Source organism: Streptomyces tendae (assembly GCF_014650435.1).
GTDB classification, from domain to species: domain Bacteria; phylum Actinomycetota; class Actinomycetes; order Streptomycetales; family Streptomycetaceae; genus Streptomyces; species Streptomyces tendae.
On record NZ_BMUY01000002.1, the window covers coordinates 252578 to 266702 of the forward strand.

Annotated in this window: 15 protein-coding genes; 5 read left to right on the plus strand and 10 right to left on the minus strand. The window is 72.3% G+C overall.

Annotation, left to right across the window (positions count from 1 at the left end):
• The first annotated feature begins 67 nt into the window (after positions 1 to 67).
• From IE258_RS06030 to IE258_RS06045, 4 genes are all read left to right on the plus strand, one after another.
• Complete coding sequence (locus IE258_RS06030) at positions 68 to 994, plus strand: ABC transporter ATP-binding protein (protein WP_189739899.1); 927 nt, start codon at positions 68 to 70, stop codon at positions 992 to 994.
• A complete protein-coding gene (locus tag IE258_RS06035; protein WP_189739902.1) occupies positions 991 to 2613 on the plus strand; it encodes an ABC transporter permease in 1623 nt (540 codons plus the stop codon). The genes IE258_RS06030 and IE258_RS06035 overlap by 4 nt, the downstream gene beginning before the upstream one ends.
• Positions 2614 to 2784: 171 nt before the next feature.
• The gene (locus IE258_RS06040) at positions 2785 to 3249 is read left to right on the plus strand and encodes a cupin domain-containing protein (RefSeq protein WP_189739905.1); all 465 of its coding nucleotides are present in this window, start codon (positions 2785 to 2787) and stop codon (positions 3247 to 3249) included.
• A 66-nt stretch (positions 3250 to 3315) separates the two neighbouring features.
• Positions 3316 to 3594: a hypothetical protein gene (locus IE258_RS06045; RefSeq protein WP_189739909.1), complete on the plus strand. Its 279-nt coding sequence runs from the start codon at positions 3316 to 3318 to the stop codon at positions 3592 to 3594.
• Here the strand turns inward: IE258_RS06045 and IE258_RS06050 are convergent.
• Genes IE258_RS06050 through IE258_RS06060 form a run of 3 tightly spaced genes read right to left on the minus strand, consistent with a single transcriptional unit; the run spans position 3577 to position 5857 of the window.
• On the minus strand, positions 3577 to 4797 hold the full coding sequence (locus IE258_RS06050) for a cytochrome P450 (RefSeq protein WP_189739913.1): 1221 nt from the start codon (positions 4795 to 4797) through the stop codon (positions 3577 to 3579). The two genes, IE258_RS06045 and IE258_RS06050, sit on opposite strands and share 18 nt — an antisense overlap.
• A complete protein-coding gene (locus IE258_RS06055; protein ID WP_189739917.1) occupies positions 4794 to 4997 on the minus strand; it encodes a DUF397 domain-containing protein in 204 nt (67 codons plus the stop codon). The genes IE258_RS06050 and IE258_RS06055 overlap by 4 nt, the downstream gene beginning before the upstream one ends.
• An 8-nt stretch (positions 4998 to 5005) precedes the next feature.
• A complete protein-coding gene (locus IE258_RS06060; protein WP_189739920.1) occupies positions 5006 to 5857 on the minus strand; it encodes a helix-turn-helix domain-containing protein in 852 nt (283 codons plus the stop codon).
• Positions 5858 to 6089: 232 nt separating this feature from the next.
• On the opposite strand from IE258_RS06060, the gene IE258_RS06065 reads away from it, so the two are divergent.
• The gene (locus IE258_RS06065; protein ID WP_189739923.1) at positions 6090 to 6527 is read left to right on the plus strand and encodes an ATP-binding protein; all 438 of its coding nucleotides are present in this window, start codon (positions 6090 to 6092) and stop codon (positions 6525 to 6527) included.
• Here IE258_RS06065 and IE258_RS06070 read toward each other — a convergent pair.
• The 7 genes from IE258_RS06070 to IE258_RS06100 all read right to left on the minus strand — a co-directional run bounded on the left by IE258_RS06070 (position 6497) and on the right by IE258_RS06100 (position 13978).
• Positions 6497 to 7162 (minus strand): response regulator, encoded by a 666-nt coding sequence (locus IE258_RS06070; protein ID WP_189739925.1) that lies wholly within the window; start codon positions 7160 to 7162, stop codon positions 6497 to 6499. The two genes, IE258_RS06065 and IE258_RS06070, sit on opposite strands and share 31 nt — an antisense overlap.
• Complete coding sequence (locus tag IE258_RS06075) at positions 7159 to 8505, minus strand: sensor histidine kinase (protein ID WP_189739928.1); 1347 nt, start codon at positions 8503 to 8505, stop codon at positions 7159 to 7161. The genes IE258_RS06070 and IE258_RS06075 overlap by 4 nt, the downstream gene beginning before the upstream one ends.
• Before the next feature lie 96 nt (positions 8506 to 8601).
• Positions 8602 to 9288, minus strand: a complete 687-nt coding sequence (locus IE258_RS06080) for a response regulator (RefSeq protein WP_159325138.1) — start codon at positions 9286 to 9288, stop codon at positions 8602 to 8604.
• Positions 9285 to 10664: a sensor histidine kinase gene (locus IE258_RS06085; RefSeq protein WP_189739931.1), complete on the minus strand. Its 1380-nt coding sequence runs from the start codon at positions 10662 to 10664 to the stop codon at positions 9285 to 9287. Before IE258_RS06085 ends, IE258_RS06080 begins: the two co-directional genes overlap by 4 nt.
• A complete protein-coding gene (locus tag IE258_RS06090) occupies positions 10657 to 11889 on the minus strand; it encodes an acyltransferase family protein (protein WP_189739934.1) in 1233 nt (410 codons plus the stop codon). Before IE258_RS06090 ends, IE258_RS06085 begins: the two co-directional genes overlap by 8 nt.
• Positions 11882 to 12871 carry an alpha/beta hydrolase gene (locus tag IE258_RS06095; RefSeq protein ID WP_189739937.1) on the minus strand — a complete coding sequence of 330 codons (990 nt, stop codon included), beginning with the start codon at positions 12869 to 12871 and terminating at the stop codon, positions 11882 to 11884. The genes IE258_RS06090 and IE258_RS06095 overlap by 8 nt, the downstream gene beginning before the upstream one ends.
• Before the next feature lie 204 nt (positions 12872 to 13075).
• Positions 13076 to 13978, minus strand: a complete 903-nt coding sequence (locus IE258_RS06100) for an alpha/beta hydrolase (protein ID WP_189739940.1) — start codon at positions 13976 to 13978, stop codon at positions 13076 to 13078.
• Positions 13979 to 14125: the final 147 nt, after the last annotated feature.

Genomic DNA, 14125 nt, shown 5'->3' on the forward strand with positions numbered 1-14125 from the left:
GCGTCGCCCATCATCCTGACGGTTTCTTAACTTCACAAGTTTCTGAAAGAAGCGTACTTTCCAAATCATGACGAAGGCAATCAGCGTCTCCGGACTCCACAAGTCGTTCGGACGCACGCACGCTCTGGACGGGCTCGACCTGGAGGTCGAGACCGGCGAGGTCCACGGATTCCTCGGGCCGAACGGGGCCGGCAAGTCCACCACCATCCGCGTCCTGCTCGGACTGCTGCGCGCCGACGCCGGTGCCGCGCAGGTGCTCGGCCGCGACCCGTGGACGGACGCCGTTCAGGTGCACCGGCGGATCGCGTACGTCCCCGGTGACGTGACGCTGTGGCGCAACCTCTCCGGCGGCGAGGTCATCGACCTCTACGGCCGGCTGCGCGGCGGGCTCGACACCCGGCGGCGCGCGGAGCTGGTCGAGCGGTTCGAACTCGACCCGACCAAGAAGGGCCGCACGTACTCCAAGGGCAACCGGCAGAAGGTGGCCCTGGTGGCCGCCTTCGCCTCGGACGTCGACCTGCTGATCCTCGACGAACCCACCTCCGGGCTCGACCCGCTGATGGAGGAGGTCTTCCAGCGGTGCGTCGAGGAGGAGCGCGGACGCGGCCGGACGGTGCTGCTCTCCTCCCACATCCTCAGCGAGGTCGAGGAGCTGTGCGACCGGGTCAGCATCATCCGCAAGGGACGGACCGTCGAGAGCGGCTCGCTCGCCGACCTGCGCCACCTGACCCGGACCAGCGTCACCGCCGAACTCGCGGGCGCCCCGAACGGCCTCACCCGCCTGCCCGGCGTGCACGACCTCGACGTCCAGGGCCACCGGGTCCGGCTCCAGGTCGACACCGACAAGCTGGACGCCGTCCTCAGGTCGCTGAGCGAGACGGGCGTGCGGTCGCTGACCTCGACGCCGCCGACGCTGGAGGAGCTGTTCCTGCGGCACTACCAGGCCGAGGACGCCGAGGGCACGGAGTCCGGGGCGGAGGTGACGGCGCGATGACCGCCACCGCCGGCACCGCCGCGCCCGCCTTCGCCGCCCGGTCCGGTGGCTCGCGCCAACTGGCCGGCACCGGCACGCTGCTGCGCTTCGCCCTGCGCCGCGACCGGGTGCTGATCCCCGTCTGGGTCGCGGTGAACGCGCTGATGGTGCTGTCCATGCCGGGCACCATCAAGGGCCTGTACGGCACCGCCGCCGAACGCGCCGACCTGATGCGGCAGATGGAGACCAACGCCTCGCTGCGCGCCCTGGTCGGCCCCGTCTTCGACGACGGTCTCGGCGCGCTCACCGCCTGGCGCGTCGGCCTGTACGCCGGTGCGCTCGCCGCCGTGATGAGCCTGCTGATCGTCGTACGGCACACCCGGGACGAGGAGGAGAGCGGGCGGCAGGAGGTCGTCGCCTCCGGAATGGTCGGCCGCCGGGCCTCGCTCACGGCGGCGCTGCTGGCGGCCGCGGTCGCCAACGCCGTACTGGCCCTGCTGATCGCCGTCGGACTGGCCGGGCAGGGGGCGGCCGGCGCGCTGGCCCTCGGCCTCGGGGTCGCGGGCGCCGGGATGCTCTTCGCGACCATGGCGGCGATCGTCGCCCAGCTCACCGAGAGCGCCCGGCTGGCCCGGGGCCTGACGGCGGCGGTGCTGGGCGGGGCCTTCGTGCTGCGGGCGGCGGGCGACTCCGCGACGGACGACGGTTCCTCCGTCCTCACCTGGGTGTCGCCGCTCGGCTGGCTGGAGAACCTGCGGGCCTTCGCCGACGAGCGGTGGTGGGTGCTGCTGCTGATCGCGGGCGCCACGGTGGCGCAGGGGTTCGTGGCCTACGCTCTCGCCGGGCGCCGGGACCTCGGCATGAGCTTCCTGCCGACCCGGCCGGGACCGGCCGACGGGCGCCTGCGGACGGCCGGTGCGCTGGCCTGGCGCCTGCAGCGCGGCAGCGTCCTCGGCTGGAGCATCGGCTTCTTCGCCGCCGGGGTCGTCTACGGCGGGATGACGGAGGGCGCGGCCGATCTGGTCGGGGACAACGAGCAGGCCCGCGAGATCATCGAGCGGATGGGCGGACAGGCCGGGCTGACCGACGCGTTCGTGTCGGCGATGATCGGGATGCTCGGACTGATCGCCGCGCTGTACGTCGTGGCGTCGGTGCTGCGGCTCGGCGGCGAGGAGACGTCCGGACGCGCGGAACCGGTGCTCGCGGGTGCGGTGGGCCGGCTGCGGTGGGCCGCGGGCCACCTGGTGATCGCCTTCGGCGGCGCGGCGCTCATCATGCTGCTCGCCGGGCTCGGTTTCGCCGCCGGGTACCGGCAGGACTTCGGGGCGATCATGGGTGCGTGCCTGGTGCAGCTGCCGGCGGTGTGGGTGATCGGCGGGGCGGCGGTGCTGCTGCACGGGCTGCTGCCCCGGGCGGCGGTGGCCGGGTGGGCCGTCGCGGGCGGGGTGCTGCTGCTCGGGTGGGTCGGACCGGCGCTGGACGTGCCGCAGACCGTCCTGGACGTGTCCCCGTACGGGCACCTGCCGAAGCTGCCGGGCGGGGAGATGAGCTGGTCGCCGGTGGTGGTGCTGGTGCTGATCGCGGCCGCGCTGGTCGGGTCGGGGCTGGCGGGACTGCGGCGGCGGGACCTGACGACCTGACGCCTCCGGGGTGGTGCGACCCGCGAGATCCGGACAGATCGCCGCGGTGCCTTGCGCGGAGGTGCCCGTACGGAAATAGTTGAACGATGAACTACAGAGCTCGTCGGCCGGCACCCCCGGCTGGCCCGCCCTGCCATCGCCCGTACGTGTACTTAGAGAGGGAGCACCCGCATGAGCGTCGCGCTCGTACGCAACCCCGGCGAAGGCACCCACTACCGCTACTACGACAGCGTCCAGGAACAGGTCGTGTCGACCAACGAGACGCAGGGAGTGGTCAGCGTCGCGCGGCTGACCATGCGCCGCGCGGACGCACCGCCCCTGCACGTCCACAGCCGTGAGGACGAGAGCTGGGTGGTGCTGTCCGGCCGCGTCCGCTTCTGGATCGGCTCCTCCTCGCTCGACACGTGCGAGGTCCACGACGCCGGGCCGGGCACCTACGTCTTCGGTCCCCGGTCGGTGCCGCACACGCTCCAGCCGATCACCACGACGGCGGAGGTCCTGGTCATCAACAACCCCGGGGCGATCGAAGGCTACTTCCGCTCGGTCGGGCTCGCCGACGCGCGTAACGACGCGGAGCACGTCGACGCACTCGCCGAGTACGGAGTGGCCCTCCTGGACGATCCGCCCCAGGCATAGGGCGTCGCGCGTGCCGCTTCCGCCCCACGTGAAACCGGCGCGGGGGGCGTGGACGTCCTGACGGACATGAAGCGAGACGCGGTGACGGGTGGCGGGTGCCTGGTGTCGGCGGCGGGTGTCGTGGGCGCCGTATGGCTGTGGGGGGCCTCGGACCGCACGCAGCGCCACCTGGGCAACGAGTTCGAGAACAACGGGCAGGACTTCGGCGCCGTCCTCACCGAGCTGCCGTTCGTCTTCCTCGCCGGGGCCGTCGTACCCGCCGCGGTGTGGGGGCTCGGGGTCTGGCTGCTGGGGCGGCGCCGGGGGCGCTCGGAGTCTTCGAGGGCTTCAGAGTTCCACGCGTAGCTCCTTCAGCCCGCGCATCACGAAGTTCGGCCTGCGTTCCGGTTCCGCCGCCGGGCGCAGGCCCGGGGCCCGCTCCAGCAGGGACGTCATGGACGCCGCCAGCTCGATGCGGGCCAGCGGGGCGCCGATGCAGTAGTGGATGCCGGCGCTGAAGGAGATGTGGGGGTTGTCGCGGCGGGTGAGGTCGAGGCGTTCCGGGTCGGTGAAGACCGCCGGGTCGTGGTTGGCCGAGCCGAACAGCAACGCCACCTCCACTCCGCGCGGGAGGGTCGTCCCGTCGATCTCGATCTCGTCCAGGACCCAGCGTTCGAAGAGCTGGAGCGGGGTGTCGTAGCGCATCAGCTCCTCCACGGCGGACGGGACGAGGGAGTGGTCGGCGCGCAGCGCCGCCAGCTGGCCGGGGTTGCGGAAGAGGGCCAGCCAGCCGTTGGTCGTGGCGTTCACCGTGGCCTCGTGACCGGCGTTCAGGAGCAGGACGCAGGTCGAGATCATCTCCTGCTCGGTGAGGCGGTCGTCGTCCTCGTCGTGCGCCGCGATCAGACCGGAGATCAGGTCGTCGCCGGGCTCCTTGCGACGGGCCGCGATGAGGGTGCGCAGGTACTCCGAGAAGTCGAGCGAGGCCCGGACTGCCTTCGCCGCCGTCTCCTCGGACGGGTTCAGCTCGTACATCCCGCAGATCTCCGCCGACCAGGGGCGCAGCGGTGCCCGGTCGGACTCCGGGATGCCCAGCATCTCGGCGATCACGGCGACCGGCAGCGGCTCGGCCACGTCGGTGAGCAGATCGCCGCCGCCCGCCTCGACCAGCCGGGACACCAGGTCGTCGGCCAGCGCGTGCACGTACGGCTTCAGCCGCTCCACCGTGCGCGGCGTGAACGCCTTCGACACCAGACGCCGGATACGGGTGTGGTCCGGCGGCTCCAGGTCGAGCATGCCGTGGTCGTTCAGCGTGTGGAAGGGCTCCTGCTCCGGCGGGGGCGGGGTACGGCCGAAGTCCTCGTGGCTGAAACGGTGCTGGTAGGTCCGGCCGAGCCGGCGGTCGCGCAGCAGCGCCGACACGTCCGCGTGGTGCGGGACCAGCCACTGGTCGCTCGGCGCGTAGTAGAGCACCCGCCCCCGGGCCCGCAGCTCGGCGAAGGCGGGGTAGGGGTCGGCGACGAACGCCGGGTCCCAGGGGTCGAACGCGAGGTCGGACGGAGGCGTCATGGACGGACCACCCCGGAGTGCCGCTTGATGCCCTCGACGAAGGCGGCGAAGGAGGTCACAGGGACGGAGAGGGTGGCGCGGGCGGGCGCCTTCGAGTCGCGGATGGCTATGTGGGTGACCGACTCCGCTATCTCGACGCAGGTGTCGCCGTCGCCGCCGCCCGAGTAGGTGGACTTACGCCAATGCTTGCTCTCGGTCATGTCTCGCTTCACAGCTCCTTCGTCAAGCGGTGGACAAAGTCCCGCGACGCGGTGGGATCCAGCGACGCGCCCTGCATTCTAAGAAAGAGCGTTCGAAGCTGCTTCAGCTGCGCACCCGCGTCGATGAAGGCAACTCCGGTGGGAGCATCCCGGAGACCAGTGTCCAATTGAGGCACCGAACCGCTCGCGTACATCATCGAGATCCCGGCACCGCCAAAGCCGTCCTGATCAAACGGGATGACCCTCACCCTGGAGTGCCCTTGTTCGATCCGGTTGAGAATCTGCTGGAGTTGGGCGCGGCAAACACTGCGATCTGCCACCCGAACGCGAAGAGCGCACTCGTGGATCAGCGTCTCATAGGGGGTTGGATTGTCACCTGTGACAACAGCGCTTCGCTTCATCCGGTGTTCCACCCGAGGGATCAGTTCGCTCTCGGGCAAGCCGGGATGCACGTAGGTATAGAGCGCACGTGCGTAGTCGGCGGTCTGCAACAGCCCTGGAACGTGCGTGATCACGACCTCACGTAGGTACGTCGCATGGTGTTCGACTTCAGCGGTGTCCTGGAAAACGGGCGGCAGCACTCCCCGGTACTCTTCCCACCAACCGCGCGTGCGGTCTGTCGCCATAGCGACGAGCGCATCGATCAACGCCTCGTCTGTACACGCATAGTGAGCCGCAAGCCGCCGCACTCGTTCTGCGCTGACGCCGGCAAAGCCCAGCTCCATCTGGCTGATCTGTGCCGACGTCGAATTCAGCAAACCGGCTACCTCGCGCGCCTTCAGCCCAGCCGCCTCACGCAGACGTCGCAGCTCAACGCCCAGGCGCACTTGGCGCCCGGTGGCATGACTTCTCGGCGGCATCCGCCCTCCTCAACACCCTTGTCGGCGCACCTCATTCGAGTGTCAGACTACGGGAACCAGTTGCGCTGGCAATAATTGTTGCCCTACCGTCAGTGACGCGACGCACACGCTGCGGGGCCCCGGGGCACCGGAAGCGCACCGCACCGTCCTGCCATGACGGCTGCGGCATGGACACCGCCCGGAGGCCGCGCCCTCTCTCACCGCCCTCCCCTCACCTGAACGGAGTCGACGCATGCCCGAAGACGAGTCCTGGGAGTACTCCCTGTACATCCCCAACGACCCGCGCGCAGTCACGATCAGTCGCCGCACCCTGCGCCTGATTCTCACCATGCACGGACTGATCCGCCTCGTCGATGTCGCGGAGCTCCTCGCGGCGGAGCTGATCGGCAACGCCGTGCTGCACACCAAGGGGCCGGCTGCGTTGCGGGTGCGCTGGTCGCCGCCGGGGACGCTGCGGATCGGCGCGTGGGACGCGGATCCCGGGCCGCCCGACGCTCCTGCCCGGTTGGCGGACGTGACCGACAGCGAGAGCGGCCGGGGGCTCGCCCTTGTCAGAGCCTGCTCCGACCTGTGGGGGTGGCAGCCGCTCTCCCGGTTCGGCAACCGGGGCAAATACGTGTGGTGCGAGGTCGGTACCGGTCAGCCCGGCGTCACCAGTCGGGCCTCGTAGGCGAAGACGGCCGCCTGGGTGCGGTCGCGCAGGCCCAGCTTCACCAGGATCCGGCTGACGTGGGTCTTGATCGTCGACTCGGCGACCACCAGCCGCTCGGCGATCTCCGAGTTGGACAGGCCCTGCGCGATCAGCACCAGGACCTCCGTCTCGCGCTCGGTCAGGTCGCCGTACGCCGCCTGGGCCGAGGGCATCAGGCGCGGGGCGTCGGACAGCTTGGAGAACTCGGTGATCAGGCGCTTGGTGACCGAGGGCGCGAGGAGGGCTTCCCCGGACGCCACCACCCGGACGCCGTCCGCGAGCTGACGGGCCGAGGCGTCCTTGAGGAGGAAGCCGGAAGCGCCCGCGCGCAACGCCTGGTACACGTACTCGTCGAGGTCGAAGGTGGTGAGGACCAGCACCTTCGACGTGGTGTCCGCCGCGACGATCTCCCGGGTCGCCTCGATGCCGTTCAGCTCGGGCATGCGGATGTCCATCAGGACGACGTCCGGGGCCAGCTCACGGACCTTCGCCACCGCCTCGCGGCCGTTGACCGCCTCGCCCGCGACCTCGATGTCCGGCATCGCGTTCAGCAGGACCGAGAAGCCCTCGCGCACCATCATCTGGTCGTCGGCGATCAGTACGCGGATCGTCATGCCTCGTCCTCGGTCTGCACGGTGACCGGCAGGAACACCGCCACCTCGTACCCTCCGTCGTCCGTCGGGCCCGCCGTCATCTCGCCGTTCAGCATCGAGACGCGCTCGCGCATACCGGTGATCCCGTGCCCGGCGCCGGGCGACGGCTTGACCAGGGTGTTTTGGGGGATGGCGGTGTTGACCACGCGCAGGCCCAGGCCGCCCAGGACGTAGGAGACCTCGACGCGGGCCGTCGCGCCGGGCGCGTGGCGCAGGCTGTTGCTCAACGCCTCCTGCACGATCCGGTACGCCGACAGCTCCACGCCGGGCGGCAGCTCGCGCACCGCGCCGGTCACCGCCTTGTCCACGGCCAGACCCGCGTCGCGCACGTTGGCGAGCAGGGCGTCCAGGTCGGCGAGCGTCGGCTGCGGGGCGTCCGGCGCCTCGTAGTCCTCGGCGCGGACGACGCCCAGGACGCGGCGCAGTTCGGTGAGGGCCGCCACCGCGTTCTCCCTGATGGTGGCGAAGGCCCGCTCCAGCTCCTCCGGCGGATTCTCCACCCGGTAGGGCGCGGCCTCCGCCTGGATGGCGACCACCGACATGTGGTGGGCGACCACGTCGTGCAGCTCGCGGGCGATGGTGGTGCGCTCCTCCAGCAGGGTGCGGCGGGAGCGCTCGTGCGCGGTGACCGTCTGCTCGGCGGTGACCTGCTGCCGGGCTTCACGCCGGATGTGCCACACCGATATCAGGAGCAGGCCGAAGGCGTTGAGGACCAGCAGCGGGGTGGCATTGCTCCCGAAGTGGCCGGCACCCCAGAAGGAGTCGTTGACGAATCCGTACGCCGCGGTCAGGGCCCACATCCACGCGGCCGTCCGAGGCCGGGTGCGTATCGCCACGATCAGCATGACCACGGTGTGGCACAGGAACGCGCCGGGCAGCCACGGCCAGTTCGCATAGCTGCTGCCGAGCAGAGCGACCACGGGGGTGGCCGCCATGGACATCCAGAAGGCACCGACGGGCCGGACCAGTGTGGTCAGCACCGGAACCGCGCACACCAACCCGCTCAGCAGGCTGAGCGGGCCGTCGGGCACTCCTTCGACCGTCCCGGCGTAGAAGCACAGGAGAGCGAGGGCCACCACCACCGCGTGCGGGATGCGGGCGGCGTGGGGCTTCAGCCTGGCCGGCAGGCTGCGGGCCACCGGGCCGTCCGTGCCCATGCGGGGCAGCGGTCGGTAGGCGAAGGCGTCGTGGAAGAGGTCCTCGCGCAGCCCGCTCAGGGCGTTCATCGCCAGCCGGTACTCGGGGCTGCGCGATCCGCTTCCGCCTCCGGGAGGCGCGGTCCGGATCTGGGTCGTCTCGGTCACGTTGGCAACCGTAGGCGCAGCCGAGGTACGACGTCGTCACCAGTGAGAGGGGTCCTGCGGCATCCGTCTCAGGTACTACGGAGACGACGACGGCGCTCAGTATCCCGCGGGGCGCACCAGCCCCGACTCGTATGCGAACACCGCCGCCTGCGTGCGGTCCCTGAGGCCCAGCTTCACCAGGATCCTGCCCACATGGGTCTTCACCGTCTGCTCGGCGACCACCAGACGCTGGGCGATCTCCGCGTTCGACAGGCCCTGCGCGATGAGCGCGAGCACCTCCGTCTCCCGCTCGGTCAGCTCGCCGACGCGGACCTTGAGCGGGGCCCGCGGGCGGTCGTCCAGCCGGGAGAACTCCGCGATCAGCCGTCGCGTGATCCCCGGCGCGAGCAGGGCGTCCCCGGCGGCCACCACCCGGACCGCCTCGGCGAGCTGGTCGGCGGACGCGTCCTTGAGCAGGAAGCCGGAGGCGCCCGCCCGCAGCGCCTCGTAGACGTACTCGTCGAGGTCGAAGGTGGTCAGCACCAGTACCCGGATCTCCGGGGTGGCCGTGGTGATCCGCCGGGTGGCCTCGATGCCGCCCAGCTCGGGCATCCGGATGTCCATCAGGACGACCTCCGGGGCCAGCTCGGCGACCTTGGCGACCGCGTCCAGGCCGTCCACCGCCTGCCCGATCACCTCGATGTCGGGCTGGGTGTTGAGCAGCACGGTGAAACCCTGCCGGACCATCTGCTGGTCGTCGGCGATCAGCACGCGGATCACGCGGCCGTTGCTGCTGGTCGTCATGGGGCGTCGTCCTCGGTGGAAGGGGCAGGGAAGGAGGCGCTGGACATGTCCGGGCCGTCGGCCGGCAGGAGCGCCGCCACCTGGTAGCCGCCGTCGGGCGTCGGGTGGGCCGTCAGCGTGCCGTCGAGCATCGCCACCCGCTCCCGCATGCCGAGCAGCCCGTGCCCGGCACCCTGCGAGGGCGCCGGGACACGCTTCGGGCGGGTGTTGGTGACCTCCACGCGCAGCCCGATCGGAAGGTGGACGAGGCGGACCCGGGCAGTCGCGCCCGGCGCGTGCCGCAACACGTTGCTGAGCGCCTCCTGCACGATTCGGTACGCCGACAGCTCCACGCCGGGCGGCAGCGGTCGACGCGTGCCGCTGCTGTCAGTGGTCACGATCAGGCCGGCCGCCCTGATGTTGTCCACCAGCGCGTCGAGCCGGTCGAGCGTCGGCTGCGGGGCGTGCGGCGCGGCACCGTCGCCCGCCTCGGAGGCCACCGGCACCTCCGGGTGCTCGGCACGCAGCACGCCCAGCACCCGGCGCAGCTCGGTGAGCGCCTCCAAGGCGTTCTGCCGGATGCCGGCGAGGTTCTCCTTCAGCTCGTCCGACGGGTTCTCGACGAGGAGGGGAGCGACCTGGGCCTGGATGGAGATCACCGACATGTGGTGGGCGACCACGTCGTGCAGCTCCCGCGCGATGCGGCCGCGCTCCTCCAGCAGGGTGCGCCGGGCCCGCTCCTCGGCCGTGAGCGTGGTCTGCTCGGCCAGCTCGTCGCGAGCTTCACGGCGGCCTCGCAGGGCGGTGCCGAGGACGACGACGACCGTGAACAGGATGACGGCGAGCTGACCGGTCGGCAGGTAGTTCGCGGCGCCCATCACGCCCTGCACCAGGTAGGTGGTGAGCGCGGTCAGGGCCAGCGCCTCCAGGGACACACGCGTACGCACCCGCAGGGCGAGCAGCAGCATCACGAACAGGTGCCCGATGAGCCCCGCGGCCGTCCACGGCCAGGTGAACTCGTAGCCGCCCGGAACCATCTCGGCCCGCACGGCGAAGGCCCCGACCAGCATGCCCGCCATCGACAGCCACCACGCCGCGACCGGTCGCCACAGCGCGAGCGCCATCGCGCCCGCCTGGGCGACGGCGATGAGGAAGGCGAACCCCGGTTCGATCCCGCCGTTGTCCCCGAGTTGTGCGGCGTCCCCGACCAGCACACCGAACGCGGCGAGGAGGACGACCCCGTGCGGGAACCAGCGCAGCCACACCGAGGGCGGCAGCGGATCGGCGCGCCAGGTCCACAGGTCGTCGTGGAGCACGCGCAGCATGCGCTCGGCCCGGGCCCACAACCAGGCCCCTTGCCGTTTCCCCCATCGCTTCACGGGCTCCACCCTAGACATGACGTACTCCCGTCGTGGTCGCCCGGCGCTGCGGGCGGTGCGCGCGCACGACGCGAGCGCGGGTACGGCGCCGTCGTCGGCCGCGCTGCTCGCAGGAGCGGAACGTGGCCCAGCAGCCGGCCAGGACCAGCGCGAACACCGGGAGCCAGGCGAGCCGGGCCGCCACCCAGTCCAGGCCGTCGGGACGCGTGTGCAGGCCGGGCAGTCGGCCCGCGAGGAGGCCGGTGGCCGTGGTCGCCATCAGGGCCGTCTGGTGCCAGAGGAAGATGGTCATCGCGGAGAGGTTGACCAGCGCGATCGCGGCCCAGGCCACGGGCCGCCGCATCCCGCGGCGCAGCCGCTCGCGCAGCAGCAGCGCGAGCCCGCACTGGGCCAGGCCGAAGGTGACGGCGGCCAGGGTCGGCGGGTTGAGGTTCGACACGGACGCGCCGGGGACGCCGACCATCGACGCCGGGTAACCCGCCCAGGCGACGAGAGCAGCGGTCGCGGCGGTGCCGCCGGTCAGCAGGATCCAGCCCGCGCGGCGCCGGTCCAGCTCGCCGCGGGTCCAGGCGGCGCCGAGGGCGTAGGGGACCAGCCAGCCGGCCGCGAGGTTGAGCCAGCCGAGCCAGGCCGGGGCGCCGAGACCGAACCGCAGCAGGTCCACGTGCAGGACGACGACGAGCGGCCACAGCGGGTGCAGCCGGGTCAGCAGCGGTGTCGCCGCGGTCAGCGCGGCGAAGACCAGCAGGAACCACATCGGGGACAGCGCCAGCTTCACCAGTGTGTGGACGGTCCCGAAGTCCGCGCCCGTGAGCAGGAGCAGCGCCGCCGTCACCGTCCACAGGGCGAGGACGGCCGCGACCGGTCGGAACAGCCGGGACAGCCGGGCTCTCAGCCAGCCGCCGTAGGACTCGCCGCGGGCCCGGGCCGACGCATAGCCGCGCGTGGCGACGTGACCGCCGACCAGGAAGAACACGGCGAGGGTCTGGAAGGCCCAGGAGACCGGGGCCAGCCAGGGCATGTCCCCCAGGGGGCTGGCCGCACGCAGGCTGGTGCCGTCGGCGACCAGGGCCGTCACCAGCCAGTGCCCGAGGACCACGCCGAGGATGGCGAAGGCACGCAGGGCGTCGACGGCCCGGTCGCGGTCCCTGGGCGTGGCCGCGTCGATGCGGGCGGCGGCCTCGCGCAGGGTGCCGCGCGGGAGCGCCGGTATGACGGTCGGGGTCGGGGTGAGGTCAGGCATGGGTCACCTCCGTGGTCTCGCCCAGGGCGATCCGGGCCAGGTTCGTCAAGGAGAGGGAGCCGGTGTCGAAGTAGTCGCTGTGGCCGCCGTCGCCGGCGTCGAAGACCCGGGCGCCGAAGCCCGGGGAGACCGGGTCCGTGCCGAAGCCGACGGTGGTGCCGAACAGGTCGGCGCTGACGTGCGGCACGTGCTCCACCCAGTCGTCGGCGCCCCGCCCCGCCCATATCCGGGCCTCGGAGTGCAGACCCGCGGCGGTGTCGGCTCCGGTGCCGGGGCTGCCGACCAGGGCGATGTCGGCGACGTCCAGGCCGTCGGCGGCGCGGGCGCAGACCACCGAGCCGTAGGAGTGGCAGAGCAGGGCGACGCCCGTGTCGGGGCCTGTGATCCGGCGCAGGTCGTCGACCAGGTCGCGCAGCTCGGGTGCGGCCCGGTCGGCGCGGTCGGTGGTGGCGACGGTGGTGCTGACGGTGCCCGGCGTCTCGTAGCCCAGCCAGGCCACAACGGCCGTGCGGGTCCCCTCGGGAGCCTCGGCGGCGAGCTGCCGGTGCAGGGCGAGGGCGGCGGCACGGAACCGGCCGTAGGTGTCGAGGCCGGTGTCGGAGCCCGGGACCAGGACGGCGACGCGGTCGGCGTGCGCCAGGTCGCCGAGGACCTCGGTGGCCAGTCCGGCGCCCCGGCCGTCGAAGGCGAGGAGGTGGCGGGAGCGGTCGGCCATCGCGCGGTCCGCCGCCGCGCGGTGGCGGTCGCCGTGGTCGGCGGCCATCCGGGATGCCTCGGCCGCGTTGGCCCGGTTGGCGGCGTACGCGTCGTCCAGCGTGGCGGCCGTCGGGGCCGCGAGCGCGGCGGGCGGCGGGGCGGGGATCTCGGGCCGCGCGGCCCCGGAGAGGGGAAGCGCCACGGCACCCGCGATGAGGGCGGCACAACCGGCGCGGCGCCATCCGCCCACCCGCCGCCGCCAACGTACCTTCGTCCCGGGCCCCATGGCCGCCCCCCTCCAGCGCGCCCGCCCACCGGGTGCGTCAACAGGGGAAGTTATGGATCGGGCTGGGTAACCCGCGTCCCGCCAGGGAACTCACCTGGCGGGTAGCTCTCAGGTATTACGGGTACGACGACATCCGCTACTACGGGTACGACGACTGCTACGGGTACGACGACTACTACAGGTACGACGACACCCGCCGCCCGCTTACCACGCCAACTGCGCGATCTCCTCCGCCACCACCGCACACGCGTCCGCCGCCGGGTCGATCAGCGGGTAGTGGCCGACGTCCTCCAGCAGCGTCACCCCGACCACCTCCCCGGCCTTCGCCGCCGCGTCGGCGTACGCCTCGGCGACCGCCTGCGGGACGTCCACGTCGGCGCGGCCCTGCACGAGGGTCGTGGCGATCCCGGTGGGCAGCAGCAGGGCGGGGTCCGCGTACGGGCGGCGCTCGGCGAACAGCTCGCCGTCGCCGAGCAGTTGCCGTGCCGCACCACCGCACACGTCGAGCTTGTCGGCGACCTCGAAGTCGGCGATCGGCGCGAGGGCGACCACGCCGCGCAGCGGCGTCGGGCGGTCGGTCCGCCACGGAGCGTCGGCGGGCAGCAGGTGCCTGGCGGCCGCCCACAGGGCGAGGTGGCCGCCGGCGGAGTGGCCGGTGAGCACCACGCGCCGCGCGTCCGCCCGCGGCAGGTGCTGCCGGACCAGTTCCGGCAGCGCGTCCAGCGCGGCGGCCACGTCGTCGAACGTGTCGGGCCAGCGCCCCGCGACGGGCTCCCCGGAACCGTCGAGACCGGGCCCCTCCGCCCCGCGCCGGTACTCCACACTGGCCACGGCGAAGCCCCGTTCGGCGAGGAAGCCGGCGAACGGGCTGATGTGCCGCCGGTCGTACGGGGCGCGCCACGAGCCGCCGTGCAGCACCACCACGACGGGAGCGGCCTCGCCCGGGCCCGTGGCGCCGCGCGGCGCGTAGAAGTCGATCACCTGGTCGGGGTGGTCGCCGTAACCGGCGGTGGAGTCGGGCTCGACCGCCGGGTGGGAGAAGGCCGATTTCTCCTCCGCCGCGTTCCTCGCGGCAGCGGTGCCCGGTTCTGCGGCGGCGTCCGGCATGCTCAACCTCTCAGCGACGAAACGGTGTTGGCGGACCGGGGAAGGAAATCGGCCGTTGGCGGGACGTTATCAGGCCGATGACGTGCGCGGACATGGGGATGTGACGCTGGGTGAGGGCCGGAACGACGCGTCCGGCCCCCACCCGGC